This window comes from Cohnella zeiphila (assembly GCF_014212055.1).
Classification (GTDB): Bacteria; Bacillota; Bacilli; order Paenibacillales; family Paenibacillaceae; genus Cohnella; species Cohnella zeiphila.
In genome coordinates this window covers 177,822-199,163 of the sequence record NZ_JACJVO010000032.1, presented here as the reverse complement: position 1 = coordinate 199,163, position 21,342 = coordinate 177,822, and the positions used below count along the sequence as shown (strand labels likewise).

General features: G+C 59.1%; 16 protein-coding genes. 4 read left to right on the top strand and 12 right to left on the bottom strand.

Annotation, left to right across the window (positions count from 1 at the left end):
- Positions 1–75: 75 nt before the first annotated feature.
- Positions 76–1,227 (bottom strand): serine hydrolase domain-containing protein, encoded by a 1,152-nt coding sequence (locus H7C18_RS24940; RefSeq protein WP_185131821.1) that lies wholly within the window; start codon positions 1,225–1,227, stop codon positions 76–78.
- A 165-nt stretch (positions 1,228–1,392) separates the two neighbouring features.
- On the opposite strand from H7C18_RS24940, the gene H7C18_RS24935 reads away from it, so the two are divergent.
- From H7C18_RS24935 to H7C18_RS24920, 4 genes are all read left to right on the top strand, one after another.
- Complete coding sequence (locus H7C18_RS24935) at positions 1,393–3,162, top strand: ABC transporter ATP-binding protein (protein ID WP_185131820.1); 1,770 nt, start codon at positions 1,393–1,395, stop codon at positions 3,160–3,162.
- On the top strand, positions 3,155–4,930 hold the full coding sequence (locus tag H7C18_RS24930) for an ABC transporter transmembrane domain-containing protein (protein ID WP_185131819.1): 1,776 nt from the start codon (positions 3,155–3,157) through the stop codon (positions 4,928–4,930). The genes H7C18_RS24935 and H7C18_RS24930 overlap by 8 nt, the downstream gene beginning before the upstream one ends.
- A 302-nt stretch (positions 4,931–5,232) precedes the next feature.
- Positions 5,233–6,381, top strand: coding sequence for an NAD-dependent epimerase/dehydratase family protein (locus tag H7C18_RS24925; RefSeq protein ID WP_185131818.1), 1,149 nt, complete (start codon positions 5,233–5,235; stop codon positions 6,379–6,381).
- Positions 6,382–6,399: 18 nt separating this feature from the next.
- Positions 6,400–7,521 carry a glycosyltransferase family 4 protein gene (locus H7C18_RS24920; RefSeq protein WP_185131817.1) on the top strand — a complete coding sequence of 374 codons (1,122 nt, stop codon included), beginning with the start codon at positions 6,400–6,402 and terminating at the stop codon, positions 7,519–7,521.
- Positions 7,522–7,849: 328 nt separating this feature from the next.
- Here H7C18_RS24920 and H7C18_RS24915 read toward each other — a convergent pair whose 3' ends face one another.
- From H7C18_RS24915 to H7C18_RS24870, 11 genes are all read right to left on the bottom strand, one after another.
- Positions 7,850–9,421: an extracellular solute-binding protein gene (locus H7C18_RS24915; protein ID WP_185131816.1), complete on the bottom strand. Its 1,572-nt coding sequence runs from the start codon at positions 9,419–9,421 to the stop codon at positions 7,850–7,852.
- Between the two features lie 283 nt (positions 9,422–9,704).
- Positions 9,705–12,047, bottom strand: a complete 2,343-nt coding sequence (locus H7C18_RS24910; RefSeq protein WP_185131815.1) for a helix-turn-helix transcriptional regulator — start codon at positions 12,045–12,047, stop codon at positions 9,705–9,707.
- A gap of 79 nt (positions 12,048–12,126) precedes the next feature.
- Positions 12,127–12,993 (bottom strand): carbohydrate ABC transporter permease, encoded by an 867-nt coding sequence (locus tag H7C18_RS24905; protein WP_185131814.1) that lies wholly within the window; start codon positions 12,991–12,993, stop codon positions 12,127–12,129.
- A gap of 15 nt (positions 12,994–13,008) precedes the next feature.
- Positions 13,009–13,983 (bottom strand): ABC transporter permease, encoded by a 975-nt coding sequence (locus H7C18_RS24900; RefSeq protein WP_185131813.1) that lies wholly within the window; start codon positions 13,981–13,983, stop codon positions 13,009–13,011.
- 4 nt (positions 13,984–13,987) lie between these two features.
- Positions 13,988–17,332 (bottom strand): glycosyl hydrolase, encoded by a 3,345-nt coding sequence (locus tag H7C18_RS24895; RefSeq protein ID WP_185131812.1) that lies wholly within the window; start codon positions 17,330–17,332, stop codon positions 13,988–13,990.
- Positions 17,333–17,500: 168 nt separating this feature from the next.
- Complete coding sequence (locus H7C18_RS24890; RefSeq protein ID WP_185131811.1) at positions 17,501–18,853, bottom strand: sulfatase family protein; 1,353 nt, start codon at positions 18,851–18,853, stop codon at positions 17,501–17,503.
- Positions 18,854–18,965: 112 nt separating this feature from the next.
- A complete protein-coding gene (locus H7C18_RS36115; protein ID WP_420481887.1) occupies positions 18,966–19,220 on the bottom strand; it encodes a hypothetical protein in 255 nt (84 codons plus the stop codon).
- A complete protein-coding gene (locus H7C18_RS35320; protein WP_420481884.1) occupies positions 19,136–19,333 on the bottom strand; it encodes a TetR/AcrR family transcriptional regulator in 198 nt (65 codons plus the stop codon). Before H7C18_RS35320 ends, H7C18_RS36115 begins: the two co-directional genes overlap by 85 nt.
- Positions 19,334–19,423: 90 nt before the next feature.
- Positions 19,424–19,849, bottom strand: a complete 426-nt coding sequence (locus H7C18_RS24880) for a DUF1259 domain-containing protein (RefSeq protein ID WP_420481883.1) — start codon at positions 19,847–19,849, stop codon at positions 19,424–19,426.
- 41 nt (positions 19,850–19,890) lie between these two features.
- A complete protein-coding gene (locus tag H7C18_RS24875) occupies positions 19,891–20,310 on the bottom strand; it encodes a DUF1259 domain-containing protein (protein ID WP_185131809.1) in 420 nt (139 codons plus the stop codon).
- Between the two features lie 170 nt (positions 20,311–20,480).
- Positions 20,481–21,296, bottom strand: coding sequence for a CPBP family intramembrane glutamic endopeptidase (locus H7C18_RS24870; protein ID WP_185131808.1), 816 nt, complete (start codon positions 21,294–21,296; stop codon positions 20,481–20,483).
- Positions 21,297–21,342: the final 46 nt, after the last annotated feature.

Sequence of the window (21,342 nt, the reverse complement as noted above, 5' to 3'; positions counted from 1 at the left end):
TTAACATGCCACGATTCGACAAAAGGCGCAACTCGGCAAAAAAAAACCTACCCGGAAAGGTAGGTTTTTCGGCGCTTAATCCTCCCAGACGCTGGCGTACGCATAGTTTCGAATCGTGCCGTGCCAGCGGTACCAGGGGGAGCCGTTCTCTTGCTGGGCGTAGAACAGCGCCACTTCCGCCTCTGGATCGATGACGACATAGCAGCCGCGGGCGCCGTCCCAGCCGAATTCGCCGTTCCGGCTGAGCGAGTTGTTCTCCTCCCGGTCGACGAGCGTCCGCACGCCAAGACCATAGCTGTAGCCGCTCTTGCTCACGCCGCCGAACTGGGCGAAATCCCGCTGCGCCGCTTGGTTCAAGCGCTTTTTCCTCATCTCGTTCACGGTCTCTTCCCGGAGTATGCGCTCGCCGTTGGACGCCAAGCCGTAGTTGCACAAAGCCTCGGCAAACCGGATGTAATCGGGTACGGTAGAATACAGCCCGCCGCCGCCGCTCTCATAAGATTTCCCCAGCTGGATCGCGATGGTCTCGCCGACGCTCTCGGCCGTATGCGTCTTTCCGTTGAAACGATTGTAAAGCTTGCAGAACCGCTTCTCGTCCTTCAGAACGAAAGAAGTGTCTTTCATCCCGATCCGGTCGAAAATGTTTTCCTTTAAATAAGCGCCGAACGTTTTGCCCGACAGCACCTCGACCAGCGCTCCCAACACATCGTGGCACGCGCCGTATTTGAAGCGGGTCCCCGGCTCGAAGAGCAGCGGCTCCTTGGCCAGCGCCCGGATCACCTCGACCGTCGGGGCCTCCCCCCTCGTCGTCTCGAGCACTTTGCGCGTCTCTTCGGTATCCCGTCCGTCAATCCCCGCCGTCATGCTGAACAGATGCTCGATCGTAATGGCGTTCCGCGCGGGGCGGATTTCCGCCGAACCGTCGTCCCGAACGTGCCGAACGGTCATATTCTTGTACTCGGGGATGTACAAATACAGGGGATCGCTAAGTTTGAACATTCCGGCCTCATACAATTGAAGGAGCGCCGCGCAGGTAATGACCTTGGTGGCCGAATAGAGCCGGAAGATCGTATCCGGTCCGAATTCGATCCGATTTTCAACGTCGGAATACCCCGTATAATGCTCCAAAACAGGCTCATGCTTGGAATACATGGCGAGCCCCGCGCCAGGAATGTTTTTCTCGACGTAAAAACGATCCAAATAAGCCTTCAGCTTCGAAAAATTCATCATTTCCTCCTCCTTCCGCATTGTTTTGATCATATCCTTTTTCCAGTAATAAAAAAACAAAAATAGGGGCTTTACCCGCTGATAATTATGGTATAATCACGTCTGTTTGATAAGAAGGAACCATGCGAACAGAACGAATAGACCCTACGAAGACAGGTGGACCCCATGTTCGAAATCAAATGGTTGTGGCAGAACTTGCAAGGAAACCGAACGCGATATATTTTGGCGTTGTGCCTCTCGGTCATAGGCTCTTCGCTTACCATCGCGAATCCCTATCTCGGCCAGCGCATCATCGATACGTTCATCGCCGGCGACGACGCGCGCCAGAATCTGATTGACCAGAGAGGACTGCTGATCGCGCTCTGCCTCGGCATGATCGGCTTCTCCCTGCTGCGCACCGGCCTAGCTTACTTGACGACGATGCAGTACGAGCGATCCTCGCAAAATACGCTGTACAACGTCCGCATCTATCTGTACAACAAGATCCAGGGCCAGGATATGGAGTATTACGACCATAACCGGACCGGAGACCTGATGACCAAGATGACCGGCGACCTGGAAATGGTTCGCCACTCGATGGCGTGGATCATCAAGACGATCATCGAATCGCTTACGATCTTCGTCGCGGCGCTCATCTATTTCTTCTCCATCGATGCCGTCCTGACGCTCTGGCTGCTCATTCTCGCGCCGCCGGTCTTTGTCGTGGCCTTCCTGTTCGCCAAGCGGGTCCGGCCGATGTATATCGACCTGCGCGAGCGGCTGTCGCAGCTTAACTCGACGACGCAGGAGAACATCGCGGCCAATCGCGTCATCAAGGCGTTCGCCCGCGAGGAGTTCGAGATCGAGAAATTCACGGCCAAGAACGCCAATTTCTCCAAGGCGAACAAGACGGCGGCGCTCGTCTGGCTGGATTACTTTCCTTATCTGGAGACGTTCGCGCAGGCGTTCAACGTGATCCTGATGATCGCCGGGGGCTATCTGGTGATCAAAGGCCGGATCACCTTCGGCGAATATGCGGCCTTCTCTTCCCTGATCTGGGCCGTCTCCAACCCGATGCGCAATATCGGCATCATTATCAACGACATTCAGCGGTTCTTCGCCAGCCTGGCCAAGATCGTGGAAATCTACTATGCCAAGCCCGGCATCGTCAACGAGCACCGTGCCGTGGAAAAACGCCGCTACGACGGAAACATCCGGTTCGATCATGTCAGCTTCAAGTACGATGGCACGACGGTGCTGCACGACGTCAGCTTCAGCGTACAGGCCGGCGAGACGATCGCCATCATGGGTTCGACGGGATCGGGCAAGACGACGATCGTCAATCTGATCCCGCGCTTCTACGACGTGTCCGAGGGACGGGTGCTGATCGACGGCGTCGACGTCCGCGAGCTGGAGCTCGACGAGCTGCGCGGCAACATCGGCATCGCGACGCAGGACGTCCTGCTGTTCTCCGATACGATCGACGGCAACATCGCCTATGGCGACCCCGAGCTTCCGGAGGAAGAGACGGTCCGGTATGCCGAGCTCGCTGCGGCGCACGATTTCATCCGCAAGATGCCGGACGGGTACGACACGATCGTGGGCGAACGCGGGGTCGGCCTGTCGGGCGGCCAGAAGCAGCGGATCGCGCTCGCCCGCGCCATGGCGGTCCGCCGTCCGATCCTCATTCTCGACGACACGACCTCCGCGGTCGACCTCGAGACGGAGACGCACATTCAGCAGAGCCTGCGGAGTCTGGATCACGACTGCACGAAGATCATCATCGCCCAGCGCGTATCCACGACCGCCAAAGCCGACCGTATCCTCATTCTGGACAACGGCCGCATTATCGAGGAAGGAACCCACGCCGAGCTGCTGGCGAAGCGGGGCTACTACTACGACGTATTCATGCTTCAGAACGAAGGCCTCGGAAGGCAGGTGGCCGTGAGTGGCTAGAAATAAATTCGACGTCGACGAGAACCTGGAATCCCCGTTTGATATTAAGCACTTCAGGCGGGCCATGGTCTATATCAAGCGCCAGAAGAAGCCGATGCTCATTGCGTTCGCGCTTAGCGCCCTGTCGGCGGCCATCGGGCTGTCGGCTCCGCTCATCATGCAGCACGTCGTCGACGTGACCATTCCCGCGAAGGCCTACGAGCCGCTCGTCGGCTGGTCGGCCTTGATGCTGCTGACGATCGTGGTCAGCGTCGTTCTGGCGACGATTCGCTCCCGCATCATGACGAAGGTCGGACAGGACATTATTTCCGAGATTCGCATCGATCTGTTCAAACACTTGCAGCAGTTGCCGTTCAAATATTACGACGACCGTCCGCAAGGCAAGATCCTCATCCGGATCGTCAACTACGTCAATGCGGTCTCGGACGTGCTGTCCAACGGCATTATCAACTTTATCCTGGAGATCGTGAACCTGATCTTCATCGCCGCGTTCATGTTCGCCGTCGACGTTCGGCTCTCTTTCGTCACGTTGGCGGGCCTGCCCGTGTTCCTCGGCGTCATGCTGCTGATCAAGACGCGTCAGCGCCGGGCGTGGCAAGCGGTCTCCAACAAGAGCTCCAATCTGAACGCCTATACGCAGGAGAGCATCAGCGGAATCGGCGTCACCCAGATGTTCTCCCGGGAACAGCGGAACGAAGGCATCTTCACGCGCCTGGCCGCCAATTATCGGTTCGAGTGGATGAAGGCGATGCGTTTCAACGCGCTGATCCCGTTCTCCGTCGACAATCTGTCCACGATCGTGACGGCGCTGATCTATCTCGTCGGGCTGCTGGCGCTGGGTCCCGCGGACATCACCTTCGGCGTCATTCTGGCGATGAGCAGCTACGCGGCCCGCTTCTGGCAGCCGATCCTGAACCTGTCGAACCTGTACAACAGCTTCATCAACGCCGTCGCCTACCTGGAGCGCATCTTCGAGACGCTGGACGAGCCGGTCACCATCCGCGACAATCCCGGCGCGAAGGCGCTGCCCCCCATTCAAGGGCAGGTGACATTCGACAACGTCACGTTCGGCTACGATTCCGGACTCAACATCCTGGAGAACCTCAGCTTCGACGTGAAGCCGGGCGAGAGCATCGCCTTGGTCGGTCCGACCGGGGCCGGCAAGACGACGGTCGTCAACCTGATCTCGCGCTTCTACGACGTCAGCGGCGGCAGCATCCGGATCGACGGCCACGATATCTCGCAGGTGACGCTTAAGTCCTTGCGCAGCCAGATGGGCATCATGCTGCAGGACAGCTTCATCTTCTCCGGCACGATTCTCGACAATATCCGGTACGGCAAGCTTGACGCGACCGAGGAAGAGATTATCGCCGCCGCCAAAACGGTTCGCGCCGACGACTTCATCCGCGAATTCGAGCAAGGCTACCTGACCGAAGTCAACGAGCGCGGCTCGAAGCTGTCGCAAGGACAGCGGCAGCTGATCTCGTTCGCCCGGACGCTGCTCGCCGATCCGCGCATCCTTATCCTGGACGAAGCGACCTCGTCGATCGACGCCAAGACCGAGCGGCTGCTGCAGGAAGGCTTGAACGAGCTGCTCAAGGGCCGAACCTCGTTCATCATCGCGCACCGGCTGTCCACCGTGAAGAACTGCGACCGCATCATGTACGTCTCGAACAAAGGCATCGCCGAAGCCGGCTCGCACGACGAGCTTCTCGCCCGCAAAGGATTTTATCACCGGCTGTATACGGCTCAGAAGATGGAAGCATAACGATATGTCCCCGATTGCGTTGGAATCGGGGGCTTTTCTTTGCAAAATTTCCGTTACCCTTTGCCGCATCGGCCCTGGCGTCAGTTTGCCTTCGAATGTAAACCGGCGCTCGAAACGGAACCGATTTCAAAGTTCAACGTATTCCTCTATGGACGACTCCGGCAAATGACTTCAAATGACTTCAAACGGCTCCAATGCCTTCGCACAGGGGAGTCCGAATCCTTCTAAATTTATTTACATGAATTTAACATTTCTAGGTTACGATCATTATAGATCCTGGGACCTTAGGAGGAAGTTCATTAATGAAAATCGTTGTGGCAGGCGGAGACGGGTTTTGCGGGTGGCCGACCGCATTGTATTTATCGAATAAAGGGCATGACGTCACGATCGTGGACAACTTGATTCGCAGAAAGTGGGATCAAGAGCTCCATTCCAATTCGCTGACCCCGATCGCCGGGATCGAGCAACGGATCGCCCGTTGGCGGGAGCTGACCGGACGCTCGATCGGTCTTTACGTCGGCGATTTGAATCAATACGATTTTCTGCGCACGGTGCTCCTTCAGACCAAGCCGGACGCCTTCGTGCACTTCGCGGAGCAGCGTTCCGCCCCGTATTCGATGATCGACCGCGAGCATGCCGTATTTACGCAAGTGAACAACGTTGTCGGAACGCTAAACGTCATCTACGCCATCAAAGAGATCGTTCCCGACTGCCATATTATCAAATTGGGCACGATGGGTGAATATGGAACGCCGAACATCGATATCGAGGAAGGATACATCAAGATCGCCCACAACGGCAGGGAAGACGTTCTCCCTTATCCCAAGCAGCCCGGCTCCATGTATCACCTTTCGAAAGTCCATGACAGCCACAACCTCATGTTCGCCTGCAGAGTGTGGGGCCTGCGCGTAACCGATCTGAACCAAGGAGTCGTGTACGGATTGCATACGGAGGAGACGCTGCTCGATCCGGTGCTCGTCAACCGCTTCGATTACGACGCGGTATTCGGTACGGCTCTCAACCGCTTCCTGATCCAGGCGGCGATCGGCCACGACCTGACCGTCTACGGGGAAGGCGGCCAGACGCGGGGCTTCCTCGATATCCGGGATACGGTTCGCTGCATCGAGATCGCCGCGGAGCATCCCGCCGACATCGGGGAGTTCCGGGTGTTCAACCAGTTCACGGAGGAATTCTCCGTGCTGGAGCTCGCCGAGAAGGTTCGGAAGGTGGCGTTGGACGAGGGTCTGGCATGCCATGTCTCCCATCTGTCCAATCCGCGCGTCGAGAAAGAAAAACATTATTATTACGCCAAGAACACGAAGCTCAAGGATTTGGGACTGGAGCCGCATCTGCTGTCCGATGAGACGCTCCGGGGCATTCTGCAGACCGCCGTGGAGCATCGAAGCCGCGTTCTGACGGAGAACGTGCTGCCGACGGTCACTTGGAAATAAGATAGGGAGCTTGTTTACATGAAGATTGCCATCGTCACCGAAACGTTCCTTCCGTCAACGGACGGAATCGTCACCCGGCTGTGCGCGACGATCCGATGGCTGCGGGAACAGGGCCATGACATTGCCGTCATCGCTCCCGATTTGGGCGTTTATGATTTCGAAGGCGTAAGCGTCCTGGGGATTCCGGCTCGGACATTCTTTCTATACCCGAGCAAGAAGCTGTCCTTTCCCAATCGGCGGGTAGGCGATCTGCTCCGGAAGCTTCGGCCGGACCTGGTTCACGTGGTCAATCCCGCGATGCTGGGCGTTGCGGGAATTTATTATGCCCGCCGCCTCCGTCTGCCCTTGGTCGCCTCTTATCACACCCAAATCCCGAAGTACGCCGACTACTATCGCCTTCCTTTTCTGAAGCCGATCTTGTGGCGGTACTTCCGGACGCTGCACAATCGGGCCGACCTCAATCTATGCACGTCCCAATCCGTGCTGACCGAGCTAAGCGACAAAGGCTTTCGCCGTGTTCACCTATGGAAGCGCGGGGTCGACGTCGATCAATTCGGGCCGCACCGTCGCGATTCCGAGATGCGGGACAGGCTCTCGGGCCGCCGGCCCGAGAAGACCGTTCTGCTGTATGTGGGACGGCTGGCCCCGGAGAAAGGGATCGAACAAATTCGCGACGTTCTCGCTTCGTCCCCCGGCATCTGCCTGGCGCTTGTCGGAGACGGTCCGCACCGGGCGCATCTGGAAAATTATTTTCAAGGAACGAATACGGTGTTTACCGGCTTTCTGCACGGCGAAGAATTGGCGAAGGCCTATGCGTCCGCCGACCTGTTCGTGTTCCCTTCCACGACGGAAACGCTCGGTCTCGTGATCCTCGAGGCGATGGCCTCGGGAGTGCCGATCGTCGCGGGCCGAAGCGGTCCGACCTGCGAGCAGATCGAGGACGGCGTGACGGGGCTTCTGTTCGATGCCGACCGGCCGGGCGGCTTGGCCGAAGCGGTAGCCCGGCTGACGGACGAAACCGTTAGGGAGCGGATCGCCGCCCAAGCGTACGGGGCCGTTCAACGGTTAGGCTGGTCCGAACCGTCCGCGCAGCTGCTCGGTTATTATCAAGACGTTCTGCAGGAGAAGGGGAAGCTTTAGCGGCGAGCGGCAAATGTTTTGTGCCGGCAGCCTCTACTCTGAGAGTCGAGACGGCTCAGCGAACGGGAAAATCTCCCTTTAATGACGCCAAAGTACGCCTCCTGAACCGGGTGAACGGGAAATGCTCCCCCTATTCGGGTCACAGACTGCGATTTTGCGAATCGAGGGCCGATTAAAGGGAGCTTTTCCCTCTCAGACCCTGAAAACGCACTTTCATGAGCCAATAAAAGGAGAAAATCCCGTTCATCGGGCGCTTTGAGAGGATGGAGGCGGTTGGCGATATAGGCGAGGAGCAGAAAGGACGGGAGCCTCCTCCCGTCCTTTCCTTTTATTGGCCGGCGCTGCGCTGCTCGTACGCCGCGGTCATTTCCTCGCTCATCTTGGCCATATTCGGATCGTTCTTCAGGTCGTTCACGAAGCTGTCCCACGCGGTGATCGGTTCTCTGCCAAGGATGATCTTCGTCTTCATATCCTGCACCTTCTTGTCGATCTCGGGCAGCTCCTGCACCGCCGTCGCCGAATACAAGCCGATGCTGATGTCCGCCACGCTCGATTTCGCCCGGTCGTCCTGAATTTTCTTGTACAGATCGTTGACCTCTGCCGGAAAATAGACCTTCGTCGAGCTCGCATACGGGTCGGCCACGTACACGATCTGATTGAAGGACGGTCCGCCGTCTTTCTGCAGCTGATCCGTATCGATCACCTTTTGGCCGTTCTCCACCTTATAGTCCGTGCCTTCAAAGCCGTATTGCTGAATATCGAACACGTCTTCGTTCATCCAGGTGTCCATCATCTTCAGAATCCGCTTCATCTTGTCTTCCGGCACGCTCTTCGGAATCGCCATCATGCCGGCGAAGCCCGCCCCCTTCGGGTTGTAGCCGTTGATGCTCGTGACCGGATAGAAGTCGGTCTGCTTGAAATTCGGATCCACGGTCTTTAAAGTGTTGTAATGGTCGGACATCGTTCCGGCCTTATCGACGATAATGCCGGCCTTGCCCGAATCGAACAAGTCTTTGGATTGCGTCAGCTTCATCGAAGCGACGTCCTCCGGAATGAGCTTCTCCTTATACGCTTTGGCCAGATACTCCAGCGCCTGGCGGGTTTCGGGCAGCAGAGCGGAGTAAACGAGCTTGCCGTCCTGCAGCTTCCACTTGCCGTTGACGCCGGTGAAGCTCTGCTCGACCTGGCCTAGCGGCCCCATGTCGCTCGGATTGATATAAGCCGTCAGCGGAATCGTATCGTTCTTGCCGTTCCCGTCCGGATCCTTCTCCGCGAACGCTTTCATGACATTGTAGAGCTCGTCGGTCGTCGTCGGCACTTGGAGGCCCAGCTTGTCGAGCCAATCCTTGCGGATGATGAAGAACGGGTCGGCTTCGGACGGCCGCGGGCGGGGAACGCCGTAGTTTTTGCCGTCGGCCATCTTCGTCAGGTTCCAGGCGGTCTCCGATATTTTCGAGCTCAAATTCGGATAGTCCTTGATGTAAGGGGTAAGGTCCCAGAATGCGCCTTGCGACACCGCGTTGCGGAATACCGAGGAGAACGGGTCGTCGATGTAGGTGAGGTCCGGAATGTCGCCCGAAGCGAGCGCCACGTTCAACTTGTCCGTATAGTTGTTGCCGGACACCCAGTTGATCTTCATCTTCGCATTGACGGCTTTCTCGATCGCCTGCTTGATCTTGTTGTCGTCCGCCGGCGCCGTCGGCGTCAGCAGAATGGCCATAATGCTGAGCTCGAGAGGCGACTCGGATTGGCCGCTCGCCCCGCTTCCGGCGGTCGACGCATTCCCGCTCCCGCCCGAGGCTCCGTTGCCGCTCGACCCGCAGGCCGACAGAAGCAGCGTCAGGGACAGCAGTCCGGCGAGCGTGACCGCCGCGCCGCGCGATTTCGTCTTTCTTTTCATGGACGTGATCCTCCCTTTGGTTGGTTTCGATGGACGCGATATCTGCTCGCCCGAATCCTTCTCCAACGTAATCGCTGGATAACTTGCGCACAATGACACTCTTTTGCAGCCGGGCTTCCGCGGCGGTTGCAATTTGTTGCACGGGTTGCACTTCTCTGCTTCCTTGCTTTAGAAGGCGTCAGCCGGACGGCCTCCGAGGAGCGAGCGCGGACGCTAACGAATCTCGGCGGCTCTATTCCGGCAAAATCAAGGACGGGCCAAACGTAACGAACCGTATAGACTTCTAGACCCGGTTCAGCTCGCGGTAGTGACTAGGCGTGATGCCCTCGTACTTCTTGAAGATCCGGTTGAAGTACGTATGCCGGTAACCGACCTGGTCGGCGATGTCGTTGATCCGCAGCTCGCTCTCGCGCAGCAGCGATTTGGCCTGATCGATCCGGATCTGGGTCAAATAGTCGATGAAGTTGATGCCCGTCACCTGCTTGAACGCCCGGCTGAGCGTGTAAGGGCTCGTTCCGAACCGTTCGGCGCAGGAATCGAGCGACAAGGCTTCCATATATTGCGTTCTCAAATAGGCGACGACCTTCTCGACCATCTGCTTCAAAAAGAAGTCCTGGCGGCTGATCAGCTCCTGCACGAACACGGCGACGACCTTATGCTCGAACCAGCGCAGCATTTGCTCCGGCTCCTTGATCTGCGCCAGCTGGTCGAACAGGTTGACCCCGCCGAACAGCTGCACCGGGTTCAAGCCGGACTGGAGCGCGGTATAGCGAATCCCGGCGAGCAGCTGCAGCATCCCCTGCTGCACGCTCAGCTCGGTCGCGCCCCCTCGGGACAGCTCCTCCAGAAACTGCCCGATCAAATCCACCGCCTCCGGCTCCAGGCCGTTGCGGATCGCGTGAATGATCTCTTTCTCCAACGAAAACGGGTAATGGCTTGCCATCGCGCTCGCCTCCGATGGTTGTCCCGCTTGAATGATCTGCAGGTCGTCGGACAAATCCCGGAACTGGAGCGCTTGCTGCGTCTCCTCGAAAATGCGGGGGATCTGTTGGACGAATTCGGTCGGGCGGCTGAAGGAAGCGGTGACCTGCATGCGCAGCAGCCGCTTCAGCGTATGAACGACGTTCGTGCAGAACGCGTCCAGATCTTCCGTCAGCCAACCTGCCGGATGATCCGCCGGGAACGACAGCAGCAGACCTACGGAAAAGTCGTGAAAATTGATGACGCCGACCTGCTCGTACTGCTCTCTCGCCAGCTCCTCGACGATGTTGGCGGCGGCGAACGTGACCAGGTCCTCGTCGTCGGCCGAGAATCGGCCCTGCAGGCTGGAGAAGCCGTTCAGCTGGAACAGGATCGCGATGAACTGCCGCTCGTCGGATTGCCACCCGTACATCCGCAGCTTCTCGCGAAGGCCGCTCTCCTCGTGCGACAAGAAATGCCCTTGCACGAGCTGCAGGAAAAACCCTTCCCGCAGCAGCGGCAGCTGTTCGTCCAGCCTCGAACGCATCGTCTCCCGCTCCCGCGACAGCTCGGCAAGCTGCTGCTCGAACAGGCCGAACTCGTCCTGTTGGGAATCGTTCCTGGCTCCTCCCGTCAAATTGCGCACGAGACGCTCGATCGGCACATAGATGCGCTTGGAGACGAGCCAGGAGAGAATGAGCGCCAGCGCCAGTCCGGCCAGGCTGATATAAATGATCGACTTGGACATATTCATGATCGGAGCCGTAATCGCCGTCAGCGGCACCGCCGAAATATAGCTCCACGTTTTGCCGAGCCGCTTCAGCTGGCCGTAGGAGACGGAATACGTCTTCCCTTTGTAGGAATACAGGAAGGAACCGGCGTCCGTCCGCTTGTCTTCGACCTTCTGGCGAAGCGCCTGATCCAGAGGAGACAGCGAGCCCGCTTGCCCGCCGCTCTCGGACATCGCCCAGCTGCCGTCCTCCGCGGCGACGATCGTGTCCCCCTCGTTGTACGGGTTCAACGTGCCGAACATCTGCATCAGCTTCGCCGAATCGACGGTGGCCACCAGCAGGCCGAACGGCTGAAGGCTGCCGCCGGGCAGCTTGTTCACGAGGGAAAGGGAACCCTTCTCGCCGCCGCCCGGAAGCGAGTCGTCGGTCCAGAAGACGGCCCGGTTGCTCCCGCTCATCAGCGCTTCGTACGCTTTGATGTCATTCGCCGCGCTCAAATACCGGTATTCCGATTTGTCGAACACGAGCGGCTTCGGCTTGTCCAAATACAGCTCCACCTTGTTCAGCAGAGGGTGCGAGCTTTCCATGATCAGCAGCATCCGGTACAGCTCCTGCACCCGCTCGAATTGCAGCGAGATGTTGAGATGCTTCAGGTTCTCGTCGAAGGTCGGTTCGAACTCCCAATGGGAGAAAGTCAGTTCCAAATAGGACAGCTGGCTGTCGATATTGGCGGCGCGCTCCTCGATCTGATTCCGGTGCAGCCGCTGGAGTTCGCCCTCCAGCTTGCTCCCGGACACGACATAAATGCTGGTGCCGATAATCGCGCCGGGAATGCTGGCGATCAGCAGGATCAGCACGAGGCTTTTGCGGAAAAAACGCCGGTTGTATTTATACTTCGCCAGATCCCGAAACCAACTTTTTACGAATCCGCCCATCGGAGTTCCCCGCCTTTCAGCCGAAATAGTTCTTTACCCTTTCGACATCATTCGTCAAATCCCCTGCGAAGTCGGCGTTTTACCCTTTTACGGAACCGACCATCGCCCCTTTGGCGAAATGCTTCTGCAGAAACGGATACACGCACAGAATCGGAACGGTGGCGGCGACCACGGCCGCCATCTTGAGCGTCTCCGCGGGCGGAGGAGCCATGAACGCGTCGGCCTGCAGCTCCGTGTTGTCGGCGTTCAGCAGCATGTTCTGCAGCATGACCTGAATCGGCCATTTGGCGGCGTCGTTCAAATAAATCAGCGCGTTGAAGAACTGGTTCCAGTATCCGACGGCATAGAACAGACCGAACGCGGCCAGCGACGGGAGCGACAGCGGCAGAATGATGCGGAAGAAGGTCGACAGATCGTTGCTGCCGTCGATCGCCGCCGATTCTTCCAGCTCGGCCGGGATGCTGTCGAAGAAGTTTTTCATCAGAATGACGTTCCACCCGCTCGCCAGCGCCGGCAGGATGAGCGACCAGAGGCTGTTGATCAGATGCAGCTGGCGGACGAGCATATACTGCGGAATCATTCCCGGATTGAACAGAATGGTGACCAGGATGAGCAGCAGGATGACGTTCCGCCCCCGCAGCCGCTTGCGGGAGAGCGCATAGGCGAGCGAAGCCGTGACGACGAGGCTGCAGATCGTGCCGACGACGGCCAGAAAAGCGCTCACGCCGAGCGAGCGCGCGAACGCGTCGGTCGACAGCAAGTAGCGATAGGAAGCGAGCGACCATTTCTCGGGAAATAAAATGAAGCTCTTCCGGATATATTCGGCCGGGTCCGTGAACGAAACGACGACGACGTAATAGATCGGAAAGATCGTCAGAATGGCGACAATGCCTAGAATCAGCCAATTGGCGACGTTGAAAATCCGGTCTCCGACGCTGGATCTCATATCGGCTGTCCCTCCTTAATAGATGCCTTCTTCGCCCATTTTTTTGGCGATTCGGTTGGCGATGACGACCAGGACGAGTCCGACGACGGATTTGAACAAGCCGGCCGCCGTGCTGTAGCTGAACTGTCCTTGCTGAATGCCCACCCGGTAGACGTACGTATCGAACACTTCGGCCACCTCCGACACCGCGCCGTTGTACATGAGGAACACCTGTTCGAAGCCGACGTCCATCATATGGCCGAGCCGCAGAATGAGCAGGACGACGATCACGCTGCGAATGGCGGGAAGCGTGATGTGCCGCATCTGGCGCAGGCGGCTCGCTCCGTCGATCCGGGCCGCTTCGTACACCTGCGGATCGATGCTCGCCATGGCGGCCAGGAACAGAATCGTTCCCCAGCCGCATTCCTTCCAGATCGACTGGATCGTCAGCATGATCCAGAACAGATTCGGGTTGGTCAGCACATCGACTCGGCCCGCTCCGGCCGCTTCCAGCATGTTGTTGACCAGACCGTCGCCCTTGGCGAAGATGATGAACGTAAGCCCCGAGATGATGACCCAGGACAGGAAGTGCGGCATATAGACGATCGTCTGCACGGCCCGCTTGTAGAACAGGCTGCGAACTTCGTTGAGCAGTAGCGAGAGCACGATCGGCAGCGGGAAAAAGCAGACGAGACTCAGCAGGTTGATCCCCATCGTGTTGCGGAACAGCATCATGAAATCGGGATTCTCGAAGAAGCGGCGGAAGTTGTCCAGCCCGACCCACGGGCTTCCGCCGATGCCGGCGAACGGCGAATAATTCTGGAACGAGATGACGATGCCCCACATCGGGACGAATTTGAACAAGAGGAAAAAGACGAGTCCCGGCAGCGCCAGCACGTACAAGTATCTGTCGCGCTTCAGGTCGAGCGCGAGACGCCGGAGCCGGGAGGTTTCGCCCCCGGGGCTCCAGGCGCGCGGGACCGCCCCCGCGCGCGGTTCATGGGCCGGCATCGGCTCACAGCTCCTTTCGGTCGCGGACCGGCCGGACGGCGTGCCCGCGATAGTCGAAGAATTGGCCCTCCAGCAGGCCGATCAACGTGTTCGTGACGCGAACCTCGAGGCGATTGGCTCCCTTGCGGATCATCGATGCGTCGCCGATCCATCGATAAGGCGACCAGGCACGGACGCCCAGGGACCGGCCGTTGATCAGCACCTCGGCGCAATCGTGGAAGTCGGGATCGAGATCCGGGAACGTCAGCTCGAAGGCGGAACCTTCCGGCGCGTCCGGCCATTCGGCCGTCTTCGCGAACGAGAAGTCTCCGGCGTAGTAGGGGTAGCCCGGATAAGGCCCCGCTCCGAGCGCCGGTACGGGCTGAGCTTCCTCCTCCGTCTGGATGGCGCTTAGAACGGGCTGCGCCTGCGGGTCGAACCGGACGCGGAACGGCCCGGCGAGATACAGCGCGTCGACGACGCCTTCCCAGTCGTTCTCTACGTCGACCTCGACCGTTAGCGTGTTGACGGTGCCCGGCAGCAAGCGCCGGGAGACATCGGCGGCGACGTTGTTGTGGTCGTACAGGAAGGCGGGGCGGAACTCTTCGCCCGCTACCGTATGGCCGTTCAGCCGGATGACGGCCGTTCCGCCGATGGCGCTGCGGTCCATCAGCAGCTCTGCGCTCCGCGGCGCCTCTTCGACCGCGAACTCGGCCGTATAAACGGCCTTGAGCGGGTAAGCGATCCCGACGCGCATCGGCGTCCCGAACGTCTGCCGCATCTGAACGGGAAGACCGCCTGCTTCCGCCAAATCCGCGCATTGGTCGATGAACGTCTTGACCATGACCGTTCCCTCGGCGATCGGCGCGTGATCCGCGGCAGCCGGCCCCGCGGCGCCGTGTCCGTAAACCGCGAGACGGAACGTGTCCAGCCGCAGCGCGTTCGGTCCGAGCGCCTTCATCTCCCACGGTCCGGCAGCCGACACTTCCCATCTCGGGCACTCGGCGCTTGCCGGATCGGCCACCTTCGCGGCGGCCGTTCTGTCGAGCTTCAGCTCGAACAGCCGGGCCTCATAAGGCGCAAGGCGCAGCGGGAAGATTGCGGCGGCGCCGTCCTGCCGAGCGTCCGCCGGCCGCAGCGGCTCCCCGGCCTCTCCGCTGTCCAGCGACAGCTCGCAGGCGCTCAACACGGCGGAGGAGGCGGGCGATTCGGCTTCCTGCACCTTTAACCCGAGCAACTGCGGGTCGACGTACAATTCGGTCTCGCGTTCCTCCCCTTCCTGGTTGCTGACGAATACGAGCGCCGTATCGTCCTGGACAAGCCTCGTTTGCATCAGCAGCCCTTGCTCCCCGCAAGCGGGCGAGAGGCGGACCGGCAGCGGATTTACGCGGTCCAGCAGCTCCGTCATCGCCGGCAGCACATCCTTGGCGTCCGCCTTCGCCGGGAACGGCAAATAGTAGGCCGCTCGCTCGCCTTGCCGCCAGGCCGGCCGCTCCTCTTCGCGAGCCTCCAGCCAGAAGCGCGCCTCAGGCTCCTCCATGTTGAACGCCGCGGCGGCCGAACGCGGGTCCCAATCCGCCTCGATGCGCTCGTAAGGCAGCTGCCCCATGGCGACGACGGTTCCGCCGCTCCTCAGGAACGACTCGATCCGGCGCCAGGCGGCGCCTTCCAGATTCGTCATCGGCGGCAGGATCAGCACCGAGTAGCGGGCCCGGCCCAGCTTGATCCGCCCGTCTTCGATCTCCGCTTCGGCCAGCAGCTCCGGATCGAGGTGATCGAAATCCCGGCCCGCCATCGTCAGCTCCTTGCAAATTCCTGCCCACCACGAGAGCAGATGCTCGAGCCGCTCCTTCTCGTCCGCGCGGCCGCCGCCATAATCGAATCGGTGCAGCGGGTTGCCCATCTGCGTCCACAGCGAGGTGGTCGGCTGCAGCACCGCCGTCTCGATGACCGCTTGGCCCGTACTCATCGCGAAGCCGATCCGTCCCGCGTAGTCGGCCAGCCGGCCGAAGTGCTTCCAGTACGGATTCTGCCAGAACTGCGACGGCGGAGCGTCGTGCTGGGCCAGCCCGTCGACGGTATAGAAGAAGGCGTGAAAATTGAAGAAGTTCGTCCCGAACGCCGCCATCCGGTCGATCATCCAGCGGGCGTCCTGCAGCGTCATCGACCAGCCGACGCTATGGAAGCACTCGATCAGATTGCGCTCGCGGCCAAGCTGACGGGCGAGCGAGCTGACCATCTTCGGGTTGCTGCGCAGGTTGACGGCGTTCTTGTCGAGAATCCACTCGAGGGAACGTCCCAGCTTCTCGTGCGCGCTGTCTCCCCCGGGCACGTGGCTGTACAGCTGCGTCGTATGGCGAACGGCCGGCACCTCCGCCACGTATTCCAAGCCGTGCCGCTCGCACCAATCGTGCACTTGCTTGTGGTAGGAATCCCGCAGCAGCAGGTGCACCGACTGGTAATAATCGTAGCGGATCGCCGCCGCGTTCTCGGCGTCCGGATCGAACAAGGCGTGCAGATGATCCCGCAGGTCGTAGCCGCACCGCTCCCGGAAAAAATCGACCAGCCGCGGGGACCACGGAATGCGGCCGAGCAGTCCGATCTCGTCGGTGAACATCCCCTTGATCGTGGTGCCGAAGTATTCGCCGAACCGTTCCGCATACTTGTCGTGGGTCAGGCGGATGAACGCCGCCATCGCCTCGCGGTTGCACGGATCGACGAACGTGCCGTAATATTTGAAATCGTCGATTTCCTTCTCCTGCACGATCAGAAGCTCCCACTCGCCGGCCGGCGCCGTCCAATCCAGCTTTTGCACCGTTCGATAGGTAAAGAAGCGCTTCTGGTTATACGCGGTCAGCCCCGTCTTCTGGAACACCGGCTCCGCCTGGTAGTTGCCGATCGCCGAGCGGACCGGGACCGCTTCGTCCCACAGCCGCCGGCCGTCCGGCGCCACGGGTACCGCTTTGGCGTACAGGATCTTGGCCCACGGCAGTTCCAGCGACACCCTGTCTCCGCCGGCGACGGCCTGCGAATGGGAGACCAGCGTGCGGTGCTTCGCCTCCGGATATTCCAGCGTTACTTCGCCCCCGGCGATGCCGCTCGGGTACGGATATTCGTCGTACAGCCAGACGTGAAGCCCGTGCCGCGCCGCCGCTTCGACGGCCACCCGGACTTTGTCGAACCATTCGTCGGACAAGTAGGAGAGCTTCATTCCCTGCCGGGCGCAGATAAAAAAACCGCCCAGTCCTTTGTCCGCCATCTCGTCGATCTGACGGCGGATTTGCTCATCCGCCATTTCTCCGTTCCAGAACCAGAACGGATGAATGCGGTCGGCCTTCAGCGGCCGGCGAAATCGTTGACGATCCAACATATCGTTCCATACCTCCCGGTCTTGGTGTCTTGGGATGCCGCACCGAACACCTTCACTGTAGGCGGCGGAAGATTTCCCGGCAATGACACTCTTTTGCTTCGCTGGGCGCAAGCGCCTTGCACATCGTTGCAGAGCTTGCACTTCCTGACGGGAACCGCCGCAGAGGCCCTACAGGTCCGCCTCGCCCGGGTCCACCCTGCGCTGACCCGACGGACGGGAAGCGGCCGGTTCGACGACCGGCGCCGTTTCCCCGGCTTCGGTCATGCGGCGGATGAGCCGCTCGCGAAGCTTGCCGGCGACTTCCCGGTGCGATTCCATCCCCGCCAGATTGGTCAGCTCGTACGGGTCCGCGTACAGGTCGTACAAGAACTCCTCGGCGTACCTCGCGGCTCCCGGGTCCGCGATCGCGTCGCCCTCCGGCGCCTTCACGCCGTACTTCCAGCGCTTCGTGCGAACCGCCCGGCCGATCTGGCTCTCGCTGATCTGCACGAAAACCTCCTCCGGCCAGTCGTCGTCGTCTCCCCTCAGCAGCCGCAGCACCGACCGCCCTTGCATGTGGGGCGGCACTTCGATGCCGGCGGCATCGAGCAGCGTAGGGGGCAGATCGATCAGGCTCGTCAGCTCGGTCACTCGGCCACCGCGATTGAAGCCGGGGCCGCGGACCGCGGCCGGAACCCGGATCGAGCTCTCGTGGCAGGAGCGCTTGTATTCTCCGTTGCGGGTTTTGAAATGGCAGCCATGATCCGACGCGAACAGCACGATCGTGTTCTCGTCCAGAGACAAGCTTCGGAGCGCGTCCAAGAGCCGGCCCAATCCTTCGTCGAGGCGCTTGACCATCCCGTAGTAACCGCCCAGGTGCTGGTGGGCCGTGCCTCCGAGCGCCGCCAGATCGGGCGGCACGTACCGGCCATGGTAACTGTCGCGATAGACGTCGGGCGCCGGATAGTCGTCCCGGTGGTTCTGATGGTGCGGCTCCAGATACGACAGGAAAAGAAAGAACGGCCGATCCTTGCGCTCGGCGATATAACGGATGGCCGCGTCCGTCAGCGCGTCGGTCCGGTAGCCGGGCAGCTCCACCGGCCGGTTATCGTTGTCGTACAGCACCGTCCGGTAGGCGTCGGACGTATGCTCGAGCGCGTCGGCCGCCAGCCAATGCTTGTAGCCGCCGCGCAGCCGCTCCGGCACCGGCTCCGTGCGGGTCGCGGCCAGATGCCATTTGCCGATATAGCCCGTCTCGTATCCCGCTTCGTTAAAATATTGCGCGATCGTCGGAACGTCCTCCGGCAGCGGAATTCCGTTGCGGTAGCAGCCCGTCTCCGTCGCATATAGCCCCGTCTGCAGGCAGGACCGCGCCGGCCCGCATACCGGCTGGCAGGTGAACGTGTTGTACAGATGCGTGCCCTCCGCCGCCATCCGGTCGAAATTCGGCGTCAACCCGAGCGGATTGCCGTGAACGCCGGTCGTGTCCCAGCGCTGCTGGTCGGTAAAGAACACGACGATATTCGGTCTCTTCTCCGCCATGCGTCATCCCTCCATCCTCTTTGCTCCCCCACCATAGCCGACGTCCCGCTTGCAGGCAATGACACTCTTTTGCAGCGAAAAAAGCCCCCGCCGGCCGTTCCGGCCGGGGGAGCTATCCTTTGTTGCGCGAGTTATCCTTTCTTGCCGTCACACATCCGTGTACTCCACCTTGCGTATCGACCGATAAGCGATGAAAACCCAAATATAAGCTCAGAAAATCACGAAATAGATCCATTAGCCGGTCTTTAAGATGCCCTTCGCGATGTTTCCGAACCATCTCGGTCAGCAGCCCGTTATAGGAACTGCCAACGTGCAGCAGTACATGCTCCTTCTTAGGAAAATAATCGTCCCTTTCGCGATTCCGCATAATTGGGTAATCTCCTCGACCGTTACGTTGTCATATCCTTTGTCTTTGAACAGTTGGACGGCGGTGCGTACGATCAATTCCTTTGTCTTCTTTTTTCGGGGTTCTCTCAGCATGCCAAGCATCATCCTTCTCTATCAACAAAAATGACCTCGGTCATAAATGACCAAGGTCGTTTTACGCGTGTTGCAAACAGTAAGCAGGGATTAACCCAAGAACGCAATAGAACGTTTTACTTTTCTCGCAAAGGCGACGGGATTATCGATCGATTCCCAGTGGATATACATGAGACGCGGGTTCTCGAACAGCCAGTGATTATGGACCGCCGTTACTGTAATTCCGTTTTTGCGAAGATTAGAAAGCAACCGATTGACCTGGTTTTGGAAAAGCGCCGTTTCCCCTAGACAGAGCGCGCGTCCCGAACTGTCCAACGATTCGAACGAGAACAGTTGGTATCGGACTAAAGGAGACGTGGTGCGTCTTCCTAATATTGAGGCGTTGACCCTCCTGTTTCTAGTGACAAAACAGACCGGACCCTTTGTAATTTCATGCTCCGTTGCACCTAAAATAGATGAGAATTGGTTGCATAGCCGTATAAAGCGCGGGCTAGCTTTCACCGCCATATCGATCATCCTCTCCTTATTTCTTAATCTATACAGTCATTGCTCAGCCATTAACCCAAGAACGCAATGGAGTCTTTGGTTCTTCTGGCGAATACAACAGGATTCATGATGGCTTCCCAATGCATATACATTAAGCGAGGATTTTCTTTCAGCCAGTGATTATGAATCGCGGTCACTTTTATCCCTCGGTTACGGAGATTCGTAATCAAGCGATTCACCTGATTTTGATGTACGGCCGTTTCGCCCAGACATAGAGCGCGACCCGAACTGTCGAGAGATTCGAACGAGAACATCTGCATTTGAACAAGAGGAGATTGCGTTCTCCGACCCAAGATCGTTTCCCTGAGATTCGTCATCCGCGTGACAAAACAAACCGGGCCCTCCTCGATTTCCGATTCGCCGCCTAGAATTCTTCCAAATTGGGTACAGAGCCTTCTGAATTGCGGGCTTACCTTTACTTGCTCTGCCATATGGCTCCTCCTTTATTCGCATTCTGGATAACCTATGTTCAAGGCAGGAAATTGAATTGGGCAAATCACTAGTTTCCAAAAAAACCTCAACCGGGCGGAAGCATTCAAGAAAAAATAGGAAGGCAGCCGACCAGACGGTCGGCTGCCTTTTCGTTCCGATAGGTTTCTATCTAAATCCCGCGTCCCCGGGCCGTCGTCCGCTTCGCCCCTTTGGCTGCGGACGCTGCATGCGCGATCAGCGTGATCACGGCAACGATAAAGCAAGCAATGGCCATGGTCGTCATCGCGTAGGCGTCGCCGCTCTCTTCCTTGAACCATAGGAGCATGCCCAAATTGATCAACATATGAAAAGCGGCGGCTGTCGGCAGCTTCAGCCCGTGCGGTCTTCGCAGCAATTCGCCAAGTATAACCGAGATGGAGACGGCGAACAGCAGGAAGGAGCCGGCATACCGCCACCCTTCGGCGAATACGCCGATATGCCAGACGCCCCATAGCAAGCCCACAAGGACGGAAGAAGCAAGCACGCTCATTCGGGTCTGCAGCGCGGGCTGCATGAAGAGCCGCCAGCCGATCTCTTCGCCGGCCGCGCCGATGAATTGAGCTATGACGATGAGCCAGAACGGATGGGATAGGCTGGTTGGCTTGGTGAAGTCGGTGGAATGGCCGGTCATCCCATACCAGAGCAGCGAGAGGGCGATTACCGCAACGGGGAGCAAGACAGCCTCGGCCAACCGGCGGGGACCCTCCGCCTGAGAACCGGCCGTGATCATGGAGGGGGAATGAAGGCTTCTCGACCGGGGGAGCAGCCACAGAACGGCCAACACGGCCAGCGTCGGCCCGAACTGCGTAAGCTGGACGACGACCTCGGGGATGCCGGTCACAGGCTGCACGAGCCCCAAGAGGAACGCCAATAACGAAGCCAGAAGATAATATACGATAACGATTAGAGATACACGATTCCTGTTCATGCGCTTGGATTCCAACATGATGAATGCTCCTCTTCAACTCATTTCCTTCGATACCATCATAAGA